15 protein-coding genes are annotated in these 16,990 nt (G+C 64.2%); 7 read left to right on the top strand and 8 right to left on the bottom strand.

The annotated features are described in order from the left end of the window. Position 1: 1 nt before the first annotated feature. The 7 genes from VNN77_03955 to VNN77_03925 all read right to left on the bottom strand — a co-directional run bounded on the left by VNN77_03955 (position 2) and on the right by VNN77_03925 (position 7,068). Positions 2-982, bottom strand: coding sequence for an LLM class flavin-dependent oxidoreductase (locus tag VNN77_03955; protein HXG50546.1), 981 nt, complete (start codon positions 980-982; stop codon positions 2-4). After that, positions 969-2,165, bottom strand: coding sequence for an amidohydrolase family protein (locus VNN77_03950; GenBank protein ID HXG50545.1), 1,197 nt, complete (start codon positions 2,163-2,165; stop codon positions 969-971). The genes VNN77_03955 and VNN77_03950 overlap by 14 nt, the downstream gene beginning before the upstream one ends. Before the next feature lie 22 nt (positions 2,166-2,187). Beyond that, on the bottom strand, positions 2,188-3,672 hold the full coding sequence (locus VNN77_03945; protein HXG50544.1) for a metal ABC transporter permease: 1,485 nt from the start codon (positions 3,670-3,672) through the stop codon (positions 2,188-2,190). Further along, positions 3,669-4,346 carry an ATP-binding cassette domain-containing protein gene (locus VNN77_03940; protein ID HXG50543.1) on the bottom strand — a complete coding sequence of 226 codons (678 nt, stop codon included), beginning with the start codon at positions 4,344-4,346 and terminating at the stop codon, positions 3,669-3,671. Before VNN77_03940 ends, VNN77_03945 begins: the two co-directional genes overlap by 4 nt. 152 nt (positions 4,347-4,498) lie before the next feature. Beyond that, positions 4,499-5,425, bottom strand: coding sequence for a metal ABC transporter substrate-binding protein (locus VNN77_03935; protein ID HXG50542.1), 927 nt, complete (start codon positions 5,423-5,425; stop codon positions 4,499-4,501). 22 nt (positions 5,426-5,447) lie between these two features. Next, positions 5,448-6,698, bottom strand: coding sequence for a hypothetical protein (locus tag VNN77_03930; protein HXG50541.1), 1,251 nt, complete (start codon positions 6,696-6,698; stop codon positions 5,448-5,450). Positions 6,699-6,780: 82 nt separating this feature from the next. Beyond that, the gene (locus tag VNN77_03925; protein HXG50540.1) at positions 6,781-7,068 is read right to left on the bottom strand and encodes a hypothetical protein; all 288 of its coding nucleotides are present in this window, start codon (positions 7,066-7,068) and stop codon (positions 6,781-6,783) included. A gap of 281 nt (positions 7,069-7,349) precedes the next feature. On the opposite strand from VNN77_03925, the gene VNN77_03920 reads away from it, so the two are divergent. The 6 genes from VNN77_03920 (at position 7,350) to VNN77_03895 (ending at position 12,037) form a co-directional block, all read left to right on the top strand. Then, on the top strand, positions 7,350-7,910 hold the full coding sequence (locus VNN77_03920; protein HXG50539.1) for a sigma-70 family RNA polymerase sigma factor: 561 nt from the start codon (positions 7,350-7,352) through the stop codon (positions 7,908-7,910). Positions 7,911-7,921: 11 nt separating this feature from the next. Beyond that, positions 7,922-8,434, top strand: coding sequence for a zf-HC2 domain-containing protein (locus VNN77_03915; GenBank protein ID HXG50538.1), 513 nt, complete (start codon positions 7,922-7,924; stop codon positions 8,432-8,434). 202 nt (positions 8,435-8,636) lie between these two features. Then, the gene (locus tag VNN77_03910; GenBank protein HXG50537.1) at positions 8,637-8,780 is read left to right on the top strand and encodes a hypothetical protein; all 144 of its coding nucleotides are present in this window, start codon (positions 8,637-8,639) and stop codon (positions 8,778-8,780) included. Beyond that, positions 8,777-9,409, top strand: a complete 633-nt coding sequence (locus tag VNN77_03905; GenBank protein HXG50536.1) for a DUF3106 domain-containing protein — start codon at positions 8,777-8,779, stop codon at positions 9,407-9,409. Before VNN77_03910 ends, VNN77_03905 begins: the two co-directional genes overlap by 4 nt. A 4-nt stretch (positions 9,410-9,413) precedes the next feature. Next, on the top strand, positions 9,414-10,805 hold the full coding sequence (locus VNN77_03900) for a DUF1800 domain-containing protein (GenBank protein ID HXG50535.1): 1,392 nt from the start codon (positions 9,414-9,416) through the stop codon (positions 10,803-10,805). 2 nt (positions 10,806-10,807) lie between these two features. After that, positions 10,808-12,037: a DUF1501 domain-containing protein gene (locus tag VNN77_03895; protein HXG50534.1), complete on the top strand. Its 1,230-nt coding sequence runs from the start codon at positions 10,808-10,810 to the stop codon at positions 12,035-12,037. Between the two features lie 174 nt (positions 12,038-12,211). Here the strand turns inward: VNN77_03895 and VNN77_03890 are convergent, their stop codons facing one another. Then, positions 12,212-13,654 (bottom strand): glycine--tRNA ligase, encoded by a 1,443-nt coding sequence (locus tag VNN77_03890; GenBank protein HXG50533.1) that lies wholly within the window; start codon positions 13,652-13,654, stop codon positions 12,212-12,214. Positions 13,655-14,412: 758 nt separating this feature from the next. Between VNN77_03890 and VNN77_03885 the strand changes: the two genes are divergently transcribed. Then, the gene (locus VNN77_03885; GenBank protein HXG50532.1) at positions 14,413-16,410 is read left to right on the top strand and encodes a S8 family peptidase; all 1,998 of its coding nucleotides are present in this window, start codon (positions 14,413-14,415) and stop codon (positions 16,408-16,410) included. Positions 16,411-16,990 lie beyond the last annotated feature (580 nt).

The raw sequence follows: 16,990 nt of genomic DNA, 5'->3' as shown, positions 1-16,990 counted from the left end.
GTCAGCGCATCGCGGCCGCGAAGCCGCGCAGCGTTTCTTCCCTGCTTCCCCCGGGCGCGCTGTAAGGGATGATCGCGACCTGCTGGATGCCGGTTCTGCTCAGCCGCTCGATCTGCCGGCGGCACTCGGCGACGGTGCCGGCGACCGCGAACTTGTCGACGAGCCAGTCGGGGATGACTTCGGCGTGGTTCGCTTCCTGATCCATGTGGTGGTAGTAATCGTAAGTCCGGCGGATCTCGGCGAGCACCTTTTGCTCCTCGGGATCGAGCACGTACGGGAGCGGATGGGCGACGACCCGGGCCACGTGGGCTTTGACGGCGTCCCTGGCCGGAGCCCGGTCCGAAACGGCGCACGGAACCCATAGAACCAGCCGGATGTCCTCCAGCTTTCGGCCTGCGGACCTCGCCCCGGCCGCGATTCTTTCTTTCGCGTGCTCGATGTACTCGTCGGCCACGCCGACCAGGACGATGACCCCGTCGGCGACGCGTCCGGACAGCTCGAGCATCCTGGGACCGCTCGCCGCCACGTAGATCGGCAGCGCGCGCCCGCAGGAGTGCAAGAGCCGGATGCGGCCGGTTTCGAGCTCGACTTCCTTTCCGCAAAAAAGGTCACGGAGCTGCTGCAGGCTCCTTTCGAAGAACGATAGCTTCGCCGGCTTCATCCCCATGGTCTCGACCGAGCTGTCGCCCAGTCCGATGCCCACGATCATGCGGCCCGGCGCGCATTCCTCGAGCGTTGCATAGGCGCTGGCGACGACCGACGGGTGGCGCGTCAATGGATTGGTCACCCCGGTCCCGATCTTGACGCGGCTGGTGTTCAGGGCGATCGCCGTCATGTTGACGTATGCTTCGCGCCAGATCAGATGTGAGTCGCCCACCCAGACCGACTCGAAGCCGAGCTCCTCCGAAAGCTTCGCCAGCTGGATCATTTTCCCCAGCGGCTCGGTCGGAAAAAGGCCGACGCCGAAATCAAGACCGTTCACGAGGATTCCCTCCCTCACCGAGTTCGCTGGCGCTCCGCTCCGGGGGTGGCGTTTGCTGGCTGCGGCCCGAGACCCGAACGACGCCGTCGATGATCACGTGCGAGATGCCCGGCAGATCCCCTTTGGAAAACGAGTCCAGGGCGTCCCTCGCCACCGAGCCCGTGATCTTGTGCAGCAGAACGACGTCGGCCGGGCGGCCTTCCTCGATAATGCCGACGTTGAGGTCGTGCGCCCGCCCGACGTTCCCGGTCGCCATGCAGATCGCTTTTTCCGGCTCGATCTCGCCCACCGACGAAAGAAACGCGATCTCGCGCAACATCGCCCGCGGCACGATTCCCGTGCCGCCCGGCGTATCGGTGCCGATCAACACCCGGTGATGCAGCCCCCGGGACCTGACGGCGCGGGCCAGCACCAGCGCCAGACGGTAGTTGCCCGACGTGCAGATTTCCATCGCGCAATCGGTCTCCTCGGCGATCCGCAACATGTCGTCCTCGGACATGGGGATCGGCCCCCCGGTGATGTGGCCGATGATATCGGGGCGAAGACGCCGCACGATGTCGAATCCGGCGATCTGGCTCACGCCCGACCGAGACACCCCCCCGGAATGGATTTTGACCTTGATGCCGCGCTCCCGCGCCCAGCGGACGTAGCGTTCGGCTTCGCCGTCGGGCAACAGGCTGTAGTCGTAAAAGATAAACTTGACGAGCTTGATCCCCGCGGCGCGAATCTCGTCGAAGTCCGCCTCCCTCAACCCGGGCACGAGCAACAACGTGCCGGCGAAGACCTTGACCCCGGACGGGCGCAGGGCGTCGTAGCAGCGCTTCGTCACGAGCGCCAGCGAAAGCGCAGTGCGGGCGTCCGGCGGCAGAGGCAGACCCGGCAAGTGCAGCTCGCCGGCAGAGATCAGAGAGGTCACACCCCCGTGCATGTAGTTGGTGATCCAGCCGAGCGAGTTCTGTGCCGGCGTGTATTCTCCGATGGAAGGATGCGAATGGGAGTCGACCAGGCCGGGGATCACCGTGATGCCCCGGGCGTCGATCACCCGGTCGGCCGCGCGCTCGATGCCGTTGCCGATCTCGGCGATGACCCCGCGCTCGATGTATATCGAGTCGGCGGCCCGCAGGGGCCGTTGCAGATCCCCGGTCACCAGCGTCCCGACGTTCTTGAGCAACAAAGAAGACATGAGCCTTTTTGCCCGGGCGCCACTATAGCAGACGGACCCCGGGAGTAAACCCCGCCGCTTTTTGCGGGGCGAACAGCTCGGCGACCACGACCCGGATCGCATCGCGGTGCGCCTCCGCGGCGTGGGCCGCGCTCGCGCCGGAGATCGCGCGCCGAATCTCGTGTCGCCAGAGCAGCGCGCCGTCCGCGATCCTGACCAGCGTCCAGTCGACCGCGACGCTGGTCAGGCCCCTCGGCTCCACGCGCCAGCGACGGATCTCTCCCAGAAGCAACGTTCCGGACAACCCGGCGCGTCGCGCCGTTTCCGCCGCGCGCGACGGCGCGGCCGGGAAGTCGCTCAAGCGGGCATCGAAAAGCTCAGGCAGCGAAGCGGAGATCCCGCGGCGCTGGAGCTCCGACTGGACCGCGGCGCGCAACAGCTCCATGACCGTCGCGCGACTTGCCGGAGAGCCTTTTCCCGCCATCTCCGCCAGGGACTGAAAAGGATTGCCGGACGGCAGGCGCAGCTCGAGCGGGGTTGCGTTTTTTACCGGCGAGAGCCAAACCGGCCCCTTCCCGAGCGCCGCTTCGGGAAACGGCGGCGACGGAAGCGGGGCGCAACCCACGTTCATCCCCGCCGCGAGCAGGCAGACGACCACGGACGCAACGCTCGCACGAATGCGAAGCCGCTTCAAGCCGTGACTCGCGAACACCGCGAGGCATCCGATCACGACATCCGTAGGGCCCAGGGGCAGATCCAGGATGACCGATGCGTAGAACCCGCCGACCGCGATCAGCAAGCCGAGCAGCGACGAGGACCAGAGAAAGACGGTCATCCCCTGGACCAGCGGGCGCGCCGCCAGCGGCGGCAGCACCATCAGGCCGAAGATGAGCAGCGGCCCCGCCATGATGACGCCGACCGCGATGCTGATTCCGGCGAGCGAATAAAACACCAGCGTCCAGAAGATGCTGCCTCCTTTGAGCAGGAAGGCGAGATCGCGGTCGAATGCGGTCAGCAGGAACTCACGGCGGAAAAGAATCAGGCAAAACAAGACCGCCGCGAAGACGCCGATCAAAATCCGCACCTCGGCTGGTGAGAGCGCGATGACCTCGCCCTTCAACATGCTCAAGATCTCCACCTCGCCCGCGGGATTGAAGACGATGAACAGGATCGTCAGCGCTCCCGCGAACGCATACGCGGCCGCCAGCCGCGCCTCGGTCGATCCGCCGCCGCGCTGCTCGAGAAACGCGGAAATCCCCATGCCGAGCAGCGTGAAGAGCAACGATCCCCCCAGCCCCAGGCTGCGGTGGTGCGGCTGGAAGGCTGGCGCGAACCCGCTCTGCTGCACCCAGAAGGCGAAAGCGACCCCGGCCGCGGCGATCTGGGGAAGGGTCAGGCCGAGAAAGAGCGCCCGGCGCAGGATGAGCTGGGTGCCGAGGAGAGGGAAAACGACCGCCAGCACCGCGCTGGCGAGCAGCGCTGGAAAGAGGAGATGCGACGGATCGAGATAAGCGAGAAAGCCGGTCATGGCGTCGTCCTTCGAGCTCCGCCTTCCCAGCGCATCCCGCCGTGATCCAGGCAAAGGACGCGGTCGCAGATGCTCTGTACCAGGGGAGCGTCGTGGCTGCAGAGCAGGATCGCCAGCCCGTCCCTGCGGTTGACTTCCTGCAGCAGCTCGATAATCGCCTTTTGGGATTCCTGATCGACGCCGGTCAGCGGCTCGTCCAGCACCAGGAGCTTCGGACCGACCATCAAGGCCCGGGCGATCAGAATCCTCTGCTTCTGGCCGCCCGAGAGGGAAAAGAAAGGTTTTCCCGCAAGGCGGCGCAGTCCCACCTGCTCCAGGGCGGCCGCGGCCCGTTGCTTTTCCGCAGCGCTCATGAGCTGCGAGGGCTTCAGGCGCCCGTACGCTCCCATCTCGACGATCTCCGCGGCGCTCAGCGGAAAGCTAGCGTCGAGAACGGTGCTCTGCGGCACGTAGCCGAGATCGGAGAGCGAGCAACGGCGCTCGAGCGATCCGCCGAGCACCGGGAGCAATCCGAGGATCGAGCGCATGAGCGTGGTCTTCCCCGACCCGTTCGGTCCCGCCAGGCCGATGAACTCTCCGTGACGGAGATCGAACGTAATCCCTGAAAGCACCACGTGCGATCCGTAGCCTACGGCCACGTCGCGAAGAGAAATCAAGGGTGCGGGCTGGCTCAAGCGCGGCTCCCTGGATCAGACGCCGGGAAGGTCGGACGAGCCTTCGGGCTTCTGAACGATCGTACCGCCGCAAAGCGGCAGGGTTGAAACGTCTCGGACCGAGCGACCGGGCTCCGGTGTCTACGCGCCAACAGATTCACGGGTCACCACGCTCAGACGCCTTGAAGCGCCGCGATCAAACGATTCAGGTTGTGATCGATCAGCTTGATGTAACTATCGTACTCGGGCGCACCTCCCGCCATCGTGGGAAGCTTGAGCGCTTTGGCTCCCGTCTGGCTCGCGAGCTGCCGCGGAATCCGGTCGCTTTGCGGCCCGTACAGAATCAGCTGGACTTTCTCGCTCCGCATCTTCTGCGTGAGGCTCACCAGATAGTTGGGAGTGGGCTCGATTCCCGGCCTGAGCTCGATCGTCCCTGCCAGCTCCATCCCGAAGCGCCTTGCGAAATAGCTCCACTCCAGGTGATAGGTCACTGCCTTGACGCCTTTCAGGCGGCCCGCGGACTTGTGCCAGACCGCAATCCACCGGTCGAGCTCGGCCAGATAGGCGGCGAGGTTTTTCTCGAACGCCGGGCGGTGTTGGGGAAAATTGCGCGCCAGCCCTTCGGCGATGTTGCGGGCGATGATCTTGCCGTTGAGCGGGTCCAGATTGTAATGGGGATTTCCCTTGGGGTGGATGTCTCCTTCCGAGCGGTCGATGAGAGCCGGAGGGTCCAGGACGGCGACCCCGGCGGAGCAGTCGACATATCCGGGGTGTCCGGGCAGGATTCTCGGGTTCGAGGCGACCTCGAGCAATGACGGCAGCCACGCCGCCTCCAGATCGAGTCCCATGACGATCAGCAAGTCGGCCCGATTGAGCTTGGGGACGAAGCTCGGCTTGACCGGGACGTTGTGCATGAACTCGACGCCGCGGGCCAGGCTCTCCACTTCCACCAGCTCCTTGCCGATTTGCTTCGTGATGTCGGCCAGGTCCGGGATCGAAGCGATCACCCGGATGCGCTGCGCGTGCAGCGGCTCGACCGAGACGGCGACGAGCGTCAGCGCCGCCAGGCCGATCAGATATCCCTTCGTCGAACGAGCCATGGTCATCTCCTTCGAGCGCCGCTCAACGGGCGCGGAAACCGTGCGTATGGGAACCGAGCAGCGTCGTCCATTGCAGGAAAAACTGGTGTCCTCGCTCGGCCGGATCTTCGCGGACCTTGTCGTCGAGGAACGTGTATTGAAAGCGCAGCCGGTTGAACTCGCTGAGGTTCCAGGTCACGAACGGCGAGAAGCCGACGGTCTTTTTCCCGGGGCTGACGAGACTCGGCGCGTGATCGAAGAGAAAGCCCGCAGCCCATTCACGGCTCAGCCTGGCTTCCGCGTAGGCGTAGCCGCCCAGCGCCTCCGCCCGACGCGCCCCAGAAGCGCGTTCGACCCGCTCGCTGTTGCCCAGGAGCTCCCCGCCCAGAACGAGCCCCTCGTAGAGCAGGCTCGCGAGCGGCTGATAGCGATAGGTGAGGTCGATCCCGCTCAAGGATCGGTGGCCGCCCTGGAGGGCCCCGGAGAAGCGAATCGATGGCGTGTAGGCAAGGCTCGCCCCCAGCTCGAGGCTGTGGCTGTCCGCCAGATCGAAATAGGTCTGAAGGCGCCCCAGGTAAGTGAAGCGGCTCCAGGCGCTCGGTTTCGTCCCGTCGAGCCGTTCGTTTCCATCGCCGATCTTGTTGTATCCGCCCAAGGTGCCCCGCAGAAAGAAAGAAGTGGGGAAAAGATAGCTGAGCTCGGCGCCGTCCGCCTTCGACTCCCCTCCGATCAGCCGCTCCACGGAAAGCGGAAAGTTCACAAACGGCAACTGGTCCCGGTGAAACTTCGGGAGCCGCCCGAAATCCGCGAAGAACCGCCCGCCCCGCGCAGTCAGGTTCCACGGCAGCGACGTGGTCACGATCGCGGCCTCCTCCAGCTCCACTCCTTCCCTCCCGGCTCCGATGAAGGCATAAGCCCTTGCAAAAGGATCGACGGACGCTGCGATGCCGAGCTCCGCGGTACGAAAGTTGAAATCGCCTCCGGCTCTCGCGCGATGCTCGGCGGTCGCATCGAGCGCCACGCCGACGGCCGGATTGAGCGCGAACGGAGCGCTTTGGACCGCCTGGACGGATTTCTCCACCCGGCCGAGGCGGGCCGAGCCCGCCTCTTTCTCCTTTTCCAGCTGCTCGATACGCGCCAGGGCGTGGTGCAGCTGGCGCTGCATCTCGCTCACGAGTGCCTTCAGCGATTCGATTTCCGAATCCTGCGACCGCACGCTCGGCGGTAAGCCCGCGACCACAGCGATCGCCAACAGAGCGGCCACGAGGCAGTTTCGTTCCACAAGAACACGCATCGTCGCATCTCCTGATACGAACACACCGCCCGCGGCTTCGCGGGGCGGCAAACCAGAACCTGTCGGCTGAACGGAGGAGCTGCTAAACGCCTGCGGGCGGCGCCCGGATATGGCTGGCCGCGATGGCCGGACGAACGGTCCGGAACCGGTTCTCGGGAAGGAGCGCACGCGACTCGAAGACCGGAACGAGATCGCCGGCGGCAGGAACAACTCCGGCCTGAGTGCGGGTTCCGAAGAGACAACTGCACTCCTTGACGACCTGAACCGTCAGCGTCGGCGCGTGAAAATGGAGGGGCAAAAAGAAGATGGTCAGAAAGAGAACCAGGCTGAGAAGGCGCGGAGGCCTGTAACCGCGGACCGTCCCGGACATGCCCGTTTCTTACCGCGGGGTAGGAAGGCTGTCAATCGCACGTCGGCGAATACCGGTCCAAACATCCATCGCCGTTAGGGGACCAGACGGTAAACCCCGCGGCCGAGCCCGCGTCTAATGCTCGACGGCAGACGGACACCGGGGACGGTCGGGGGCCGGAAGCGGGCCTGAGCGCAATGCCTGAACCAGAGGCCGACACCACCCCGTGAACGCCAGATCCTGCCGGCGTCTTTCAGCGAGCGCGTGGTATAATCGAGCCCATGAACGAGACTCCGCCCGCGATGCCGTCAGACGAGGAGCTGGTGGCCCTGGCCCGGAAGGGGAGCCGCAGGGCGTTCGAGGAACTCGTGGAGCGCCACAAGCACAAGGCCTATCGCATTGCGTTCGACTTCGCCCGCGATCGGGAAGAAGCCAAGGATCTCTCTCAGGACGCTTTCCTGAAAGCCTACCGCCATCTGAAGAGCTTCGACGGCCGTTCGGGCTTTTATACCTGGTTTTACCGTATTCTCGTGAACGTCTGCCTGGATTACAAGAGACGTCGGCAAAGAGACCCGGTCGATTCCTGCCAGGCGGAGAGCGAGTCGGCGGCGGACCTGGACCACCGGCCGGGCGCGGCTCCGAAGCCCGACGAGGAGGTTATCGCGCATCAGCTCGCCCGCCGCGTCGGCGCGGCGCTGAAAGCGTTACCGCCCAAACAACGGACCGCCTTTATCTTGCGAAACCACCACGGAATGTCGATCAAAGAAATTGCCGAGATGATGCAAACCGCGGAAGGCACGGTGAAGGTCCACCTGCACCGGGCCGTAACCGCCCTCCGCCAGAGTCTGGCGGAGTTCGCGTAGGAGTTTTGCTCATGGCGCAGGGCAATGTGCAGGCTTTCCAGGCCTGCGGTGAACTGGAGCAGGATCTCATTTTGTTTTATTACGGCGACCTGGAGGGCCGGGCGCGCAGGGAGCTCGAAGCGCATCTGCCCGGATGCCCGGGCTGCAGCCGCTATCTCCGCGAGCTGCGCACGATGCTTCCCCGGACCGTTGAACCGGACGATCCCCCGCCCGAGTTCTGGGAAAGCTACGACAGGGAGATGCGCAGCAAGCTGCAGATCCTCGACGAGCGCCGCTGGTCGGACCGCTGGCGGTCCTGGTTCGCCAGACCACGGTGGGCATTGCCGGCGCTGGCCGCTGCGGCCGTGCTCGCGTTGGCGTTGACGTTCACGCTCGATCCCGGTGGACCCCGGCGCAGGACGCCGCCGGCCGACGAGGCGATGATCGAGCTGTTGCCGATCGCCGAAAACCTGGAGTTCTTCGAAACCATGGAAGTGCTCGATGCTCTGGACGTTCTCGAATCGATGGGCAATCCGGCGACCTGAGCCCGGGCGCGTGGCGGCGCGAAGCGATGATTCCGAAACCATCGGCTTGTGCAAGAAGTCGGAGGGCTTCACGGCTCCTCGCCGCCCCGGGGGTGCCGGGCGTGACTTGCGCCTTCCCGCGGCATGGGTGCTCCTGGTCGCGGCTCTTCCGGTTTTCGCGGCCGACCGCGACCCGGGGCCTCCGCATAAAGAGATGCTCCGAATGCTGGATTTCCTGAAGGAGATGGAGATGCTCGGCGAGATCGAAATCATGCAGGAGCTCCCTCTGCTCGAAGGGGCAAGCGGGGTAACGCTCCGCGGGCCGCGCAAGGGCTCCGCACCGCGCGTGAAGGAGCCGCTCAAGTGACCGCGCTGATAAAGATGCTGGGGGCAATCTCGCTTGCGACCTGCCTGGTGTTCCCGGCGGGAGCCTGGGGACAGGAGGATCAAGGGCAATCCGACGAGCACGAGGCGCTGGAGCGCTGGCGTTCCCTCAGCCCGGAGGAGCAGCAGCGGTTGCGAGAGCGCTACGAGCGGTGGCGAACGCTCCCGGCGGAGGAAAAGGCCGAGCTGCGCAGGCGGTTCGAAGACTGGCGGCGCATGTCCCCCGAGGAAAAGGCGGTGGTGCGGCGGAACTTCGAGCGTTGGCGCTCGCTTCCCCCGCAACAGCAGGAACGCTTGCGCGAGCGCTGGCGGCGGTGGCGCGAGCTGTCTCCCGAGCGTCGGGAGGCGCTGAAGCGCCGATTCGAGAAGTTGCGCGAGCTGGGGCCCGAGGAACGACGGCGGCTGATGGAGAAGTGGCGCCAGCGAGAGCAGGGGGAAGATCGGGAGACGCGCGAGAAAGCCCGCGAGCACATCCAGCGGCTCTCGCCTGAGGAGAAGCAGCGGCTGCGCCAGCGCTGGCGCGAGCTTAAAGAAAGCGGCTCGCCGGAGGAGAAACGCAGTTTCCGCAACGAGCTGCGGGAAAAGCTCCGTCAGGCGGACCCCGGGAGATGATCCGATGAGCGAGCCCCTCACGCTCGACCAAAAGGTCGTTCATTTCCTCAACCGAACCAGCTTCGGCCCGACGCCCGAGACCATCGCCAGAGCGCGCAAGATCGGCATCCCCGCCTTTCTCGAGGAACAGCTCAACCCGGACCGCATCTCCGACGCCGAAGTCGAGGAAAGGATCTCCGGTCTCAAGACCATTCGGCTGACGAGCGAGGAGCTGATCCGCCTCTATCCCCCCGCAGCGGCGCAACAGCGACAGGCCGGCATGGAGGCGATGCAGGGACCCCGCGTGGTCATCTTCGAGCTGCAGCAAGCCCGGTTGCTGAGGGCCGTGCACAGCCGCCGGCAGCTCTACGAGGTGATGGTCGATTTCTGGACGAACCATTTCAACATCTTCGCCGCCAAGGGCGCAAACCGCTGGATGACGACCGCCTACGACCGCGACACGATTCGGCCCCGAGCGCTCGGCCGATTCCGCGACCTGCTGTTGGCGACCGCGCAAAGCCCGGCGATGCTGTTCTATCTCGACAACTGGCTGAGTGTCGGACCCGATGCCCCGGCCGCGCGACAGGGAAACCGCCTCCGGCGGGGATTGAACGAAAATTACGCCCGCGAGCTGATGGAGCTGCACACCCTCGGGGTCGACGGCGGATACACGCAAAGCGACGTGCAGGAAGTGGCGCGCTGTTTTACCGGCTGGACGGTGCGCAGGCCTCGCGGCGAGGCCGCCTTCGTCTTCAATCCACGGATGCACGACCCAGGAGAAAAAAACGTGCTGGGCCTCCGGATCCCGCCGGGCGGCGGCATCAACGACGGCATGAAAGTGATCGATCTCCTCGCGGGCCATCCGGCGACGGCCCGCCTGATCGCCCTGAAGCTCGCCCGGCGCTTCGTTTCGGATCGGCCGCCGCCGTCGCTCGTCGATCGCACCGCCGAAGCCTTCCGCCGAAGCGACGGCGACATTCCCGCGGTCCTGCGTGCGATCTTCGACTCGCCGGAGTTCTATTCGCCCGAAAACTACCGGGCAAAGATCAAGAAGCCGCTGGAGTTCGTCGCCAGCGCGCTTCGCGCCACCGGCGCCGACGCCCAGATATCGCGTCCCCTGCTGAGTTATCTGGCGAGGATGGGAGAGCCTCTCTTTCTCGCCCAGCCTCCCACGGGTTTCTCCGACGTGGGAGACTCCTGGATCAGCGCCGACACCTTGCTGGCGCGGACGAATTTCGCCGCCGACCTGGCCGCTGGTCGGCTCCCCGGCGCCCGCGTCGAGATCGATCCCGCCGAGCTCGCCAGGCGGATCGCTCCCGAGGGGCTTTCCGCCGCGACCCGGGCGGTTCTCTCCGGAGTCGGCGCTACGCATCGCACGGCTTTGCTGCTCGCTTCTCCCGAGTTTCAAAGGAGATAATCATGGGCCTTTCCCGACGCCGCTTTCTCGAATCCGCTGCCCTAGGTTTTATCGCCCTGGGAGTCCCGCCCGCGTTTCTGGTGCGCGCCGCCGGCGCGCGGACGCGCTCGAGCCGCAAGACGCTCGTGATCGTCTTTCAGCGAGGCGGCATGGACGGCTTGAACGCGGTCGTTCCCTTCAAGGACGCGAGCTATTACGCCCTGCGGCCGACCATTGCCATCGCGGAGCCGGCGCGAGACGGCGGCGACCGCGCCCTCGATCTCGATGGTTTCTTCGGACTGCATCCCGCGCTGGCGCCGTTGAAGCCCGTTTACGACGACGGCCGTCTCGCCGTGGTTCACGCCGCCGGCTCTCCTGACAACACCCGCTCCCATTTCGACGCCCAGGATTTCATGGAGCTGGGCACGCCAGGGATCAAAAGCACGCCCGACGGCTGGTTGAACCGCTATCTGAGGACCCGGGAGCGGACCCCATCGCCGCTTCGCGCCGTCGCGGCCGTCCAGAGACTCCCTCGCATTCTCGCCGGTCCGGCCCGGGCCCTCACGCTTTCGTCGATCGAGCAGTTCAGGATCAGGGAAGAAGCATTGGGCATTGCGCTCGAGCGCCTCTACGCCACGAGCGCCGACCCGCTGCTGCGGCACGGAGCGGAAACGCTGTTCCAGGCGATGGCGGAGCTGAAAACGGTGGCGTCCCGGATTCCCCCGGCAGCCGAAGCTTACCCGCCGGGCCGCTTCGGCGCGGGCTTGGCGCAGATCGCCCGCCTGATCAAAGCGGACGTCGGGCTCGAGGTGGCGTTCGTGGAAAGCGAGGGTTGGGATACGCACGTCAACCAGGGGGGCGCCACGGGCCAGATGGCGAACCGCCTCAAGACCTTCGCGGAGGGGCTCGCGGCGTTCTGTCTTGATCTGCGCGACCGTCTCGACGACGTGGTTCTGGTAACACTGTCGGAATTCGGGCGCACCGCGCGGGAAAACGGCAACCGCGGCACGGACCATGGCCACGCCAACGCCATGTTCGTGCTCGGCGGCTCGATCCGGGGAGGGCGCGTTTACGGGCGCTGGCCGGGGCTCGCCCCGGAGCAGCTCTACGAAGAGCGCGATCTTCAGCTGACGACCGATTACCGTACCGTTTGCGGCGAGCTGATCGCTCGCCACCTGGGCCAGGAGGACTTGAGCGCCATTTTCCCGGGCTTTCGCTTCCGCGAAGTTCTCGGGATCCTCGCGAAGACGTAGAAACACGAAATCTCAAAGCTTTTGGTGCCTCGAGGCGCCCGGCCCGGTGTTTTGCCGGCCACCGGCCTTCATCGGCTTTTCGGAAGATTCGCCAGACAGCTCCTTCCACGGCGCGGCTGCCTCGCAGGCCGTATTGAAAATTGTGCAGCCGCGCGGACAGGCCGGCGGGGAAAATCAGCTCTTGAAGAGGCCGTGCTCCCGGACCACGTCGGCCCACCCGCCGGCCATGGTTTTTTTGATCACCCGTTCCAGCGACCCGATCGGAACCCGCACCTGCTGCATGCTGTCCCGTTCGCGGACGGTCACCCTGTCGTCCGCGGGCGAGCGCTCGTCGCCGACCGTTTGAACGTCGACCGTCACGCAAAACGGGGTTCCCACCTCGTCCTGCCGGCGATAGAGCCTGCCGATCGAGGCGGTGTCGTCGTAAACGGCATGCCAGCGCCGACGCAGGTCGGCCGCGAGCTTCCTGGCCGTCTCGACGATACGGTTGTTCTTCTTGAGCAGCGGCAGCACCGCGACTTTGATCGGAGCCAGCTCGGGATGAAACCCGAGCACCACGCGCTTTTCGCCTTTCACCTCCTCCTCCCGGTAGGCATCGATCAGAAAAGCCAGCGCGGCGCGGTCCGCTCCCGCCGAGGGCTCGATGACGTAAGGGACGATTTTCCGCTTGGTCTCCTCGTCGAAATACTCCAGAGCCCTTCCGCTGTGCAGCGCGTGTTGCCTGAGATCGAAGTCGGTTCGGTTCGCGATGCCCTCCAGCTCGCTCCAGCCCATGGGGAAGAGGTACTCGATATCCGCCGTGCGCTTCGCGTAGTGCGCCAGCTCGTCCGGCGCGTGCTCCCGCAGCCGCAGGTTTTCCCGGCGGATGCCGTAGCGCGGATACCAGGCGAAGCGCTCGTCGATCCAGTGCTGGTGCCAGGCCTCGTCGGTTCCCGGCAGCACGAAGAACTCGATTTCCATCTGCTCGAACTCGCGCGTCCGGAAGGTGAAGTTTCCTGGAGTGATCTCGTTGCGAAACGCCTTGCCGATCTGCGCGACACCGAAGGGGAGCTTCAGCCGCATCGCCTGGAGTACGTTTTCGAAATTGACGAAAATCCCTTGCGCGGTTTCCGGCCGAAGATAGGTCACTGACGCCTCGTCCTCGACCGGCCCCATGAAGGTCTTGAACATGAGGTTGAACTGGCGCGGCTCCGTGAGCTCGCCCTTGCCACAGGCCGGGCACAGCGTCCGCCGGGCCCCGCAATGCCGGCAAGGCTCCCCGCCCGGCACGGTGAACTTGTTGCCCTTGGTCTCCGGACAGTAATGCACCCAGCCCTCCTCGTCCAGATGGTCCGCACGAAAGCGTTTTTTGCACGCCCGGCAGTCCACCATGGGGTCGCTGAAGTGGTCCAGGTGACCGCTCGCCTTCCACACCCGGGGATGCATGAGGATCGACGAGTCCAGCCCGACCATGTCGGAGCGAAGCTGGACGCAGTCCCGCCACCAGACGCGCTTGACGTTGTTCTTGAACTCGACCCCCAGCGGGCCATAATCCCAGCACGATCCGGTTCCACCGTAAATCTCGCTCGATTGAAAGACAAACCCGCGCCGCTTGCACAGCGACACGATCTTTTCCATGTCGACCATGAAATCCTTTACCGCCTTACTCAGTAGGTTCGTAAGCCCATAGACATCGTATCACGGCTGGTCGGGCCAACCGCAGCCAAGTAAGAGTTCAAACCGTTCAGGCGTTTCAACCGCTGCGTTCCGCTCACGCCGACCTGCGAAACGGCGGCAACGGCTCACGCCTCCTGGTTACCTTACCAAGAGCCGAAAAACGGGAAACTGTCATTTTTCAGGTGCCGACCTCCTTTCGGCACCCACCGTTGAACCCCTCACAGGACGAAGGCAGATTTTTTTAACTTTAATGGATGACCGCAGGAGTGTCAAAAAAGGGTGGCGGTCAGCCCCGCCGCCCGCCCAACCGGCGCCTCTCCGGCACGCAGGTCGACCGCTTTCTATGCCCGATGCCCGCCCGCGAGAGGAACCGCGCTCGCCGACCGGACACCGCGCGCTGCTTACCCAACGACATTTCGGCTCGGCCCAGACCTCGCGCACAATGAAGGGCGAAGAGCGTTGGATTGCCCGCCTCGGCGGATCACGTCCGCAGGTGCAAATCTTCGCGCTTGACGCGGCGGCAGGTTTGTAATAACGAACGACACGGCTTTGTACTGTTGTGCTTGGTTTGACCCTGTGCTCCGGGCAATCAGCGGCCAACTTGGTATTTTGAGGCAGTTAATAGAATTTCAGAGATCGTAGAGGCATTTTAGACCATTGATCTTGTGATTGCGCGTCGCGGATCTGACTAGCAGGCGCCGGCTATCTCGGAGGGAGTCATGATCAAAATTCCGAATCCCCCGATTGCCTTCTTGACCGCTTTCCTGGCCGTACAGTGGCTTGCAGGCCCACGAGCCGCGGCCCAACCCGCCTCCCCCGCTCCCGCTTTCGTCTCCGACGAAGTCATCGTCAAGTTTCGCGGCGACGCCGACGAGTTCGTGAAAGACCTGGCCCGTTTCCGCATCGCCGGCGGCCGGAAAAAGCTCTTCAAATACATACCGGGGCTCGAAGTCATCAGGTTGGGGCGCGGCGTCACGGTGCAGGAGGCAGTGGAGATCCTGCGTCAGGATCCCGCCGTGGCGTACGCCGAACCGAATTACATCGTGCGGACGACCAGCACGCCCAACGATCCTAGGTTTGCGGATCTGTGGGGCTTGCACAACGTCGGGCAATCCGGAGGAACCCCCGATGCCGACATCGACGCGCCCGAGGCCTGGAACCGTACGACCGGCAGCCGGGATGTCGTGGTCGCGGTGATCGACTCCGGCGTAGACTACAACCATCCGGATCTCGCGGCGAACATGTTCCGCAACACCGCCGACTGCAACACCAACGGCGTCGACGACGACGGGAACGGTCATGTCGACGATTGCTACGGCATCGACACGCACAACAACGATTCCAACCCGATGGACGACAACAACCACGGGACGCACGTCGCCGGCATCATAGGGGCGATCGGTAACAACAACCGGGGGGTTGTCGGCGTCAACTGGACCATCCAGATCATGGCGTGCAAGTTCGTCAGCGCTGCCGGCGAGGGCACGACGGAAAACGCAATCGACTGCCTCGAGTATGTCAAGGCCATGAAGGAGCGGGGGGTCAACATCGTCGCCACCAATAACAGCTGGGGCGGCGGCGGCTTTTCCCAGGCCTTGTCGGACGCCATCGATCTCCAGCGCCAGGCGGGCATTCTTTTCATCGCAGCCGCAGGCAACGGGGATCTCTTCGGGTTTCCTTTGAACAACGACTCCACTCCTTTTTATCCCTGCACCTACTATCTGCCCAACGTCGTCTGTGTAGCGTCCACCACGAGAACCGATGCGCGATCCTCGTTCTCTAACTACGGTCGGCGAACCGTGCACCTCGGCGCTCCGGGGAGCGGCATCCTGAGCACCGTTCGCGGCAACAAGTACGCGTTCCTGAGCGGCACTTCGATGGCGACGCCTCACGTGACCGGCGTGGCCGCGCTTCTCAAAGCAGACGACCCCGGTAGAGACTGGCGCGCCATCAAGAACCTGATCCTCGCGGGCGGGAATGGTGTTTCCTCGATGGCGAACACGGTCACTCGGCGGCGACTCAATGCCAGCGGTGCCGCCACGTGTTCCAATTCCGCCGTGTTCTCTCGCCTGAGACCCATCGTGAACACAATGAACGGTTCCATCGGTACACCCATCGAGTTCTCCGCGCTCAACATCAACTGCGCGAATCCCAACGGAGACGTCGTGGTGCGGATCGATCCTTTGGGCCAGTACCTTACTCTCACGGATGACGGTCTAGACGCAGATCAAGAGGCAGACGATGGAATCTATACGGCCCTGTGGACCCCGCAATCTCATGGAACCTTCACGCTGACGTTCCCGGACGGCGACACTGTAACGGTGGCGGTTACCGAGGTTGATTCCATCACTCCGAACCCCATCGACCTTGCCTCACCGCCACCGAGCTTCACCATCACCGGCGGCGGCTTTGCCAACCTCGGCTACGGCCTGCCCGCGGTCAACTTCATGCGCAACGGAACCCGACTGGCAGCCGTGCGCGCCACCTCCATGACCAGCACCACCTTGGTCGTCCCTTTCCCCACCACCCAGGGCCTGTGGGGAACCCAACCAGGACTGAGCGCAGGCCCGGTCACCGTCGATGTCTACAACCAAACCGGTTCGGGCACCAGCAACTGGACCTTGGTCGGCAGCACCTCGCTCACCGTCAACGATACCCGAACAACGGCAGCCCACGGCCGGCGCTCTCGCGGCGCGAGAGCGCCCTTGGAGCGGTGAATAGCCGGATGACCGAGAATTTTAGTGGGCTTTATCGTCCCAGCGAGATGGAGTGCGCGGATTTTTTTGTCGGCGCACCCGCTCAAATATCCGGTAACGGCCGTAGGTCTCAACCAATCGGAAAGATCCGGTTTCCAAATACGGATCGTAGAAGTTCCAGAACCGGCTCTGCGGCCCCACGACGAGGTAATCAGGATCGGCCAATAAAGGATCATAGTCGATCCTGACACGCTCACCGAACGAGTTCTTTCTAATTAACTCGACGTGAACTTGATCCGGGGGATAATGATAACGCCGCGCAAGCCGAAAGAAGAGCTCACTTTCGTAAGTCTCTATGATCGCCTCGGGCGACGTTCTCGTGTTTAGAAAGTCAATTGTATCCCTCATCGATCCGTCTGGACTAATAATGTAAGCCTCGTAAAGAATCGCGCTCGTTCTGGGTCAAGTCCTAATTTTCCTGTAAAAGCCTGAGGCGTTGGATATCCTCTCGTCCCCGATATCAAGCAGCGACCTCTTGAGTAGACGACGTCGTTGCGGTTTCAGCTCTCAGCTGCTGGAGTTGCTTGATCGCAGCAGCCGA

The sequence above is a fragment of the Candidatus Zixiibacteriota bacterium genome (assembly GCA_035574315.1).
In the GTDB taxonomy this organism is placed as follows: Bacteria; Desulfobacterota; Binatia; order UBA9968; family UBA9968; genus DATLYW01.
The sequence above is the reverse complement of the archived record's forward strand: the minus strand, read 5'-3'. Positions and strand labels throughout refer to the sequence as shown.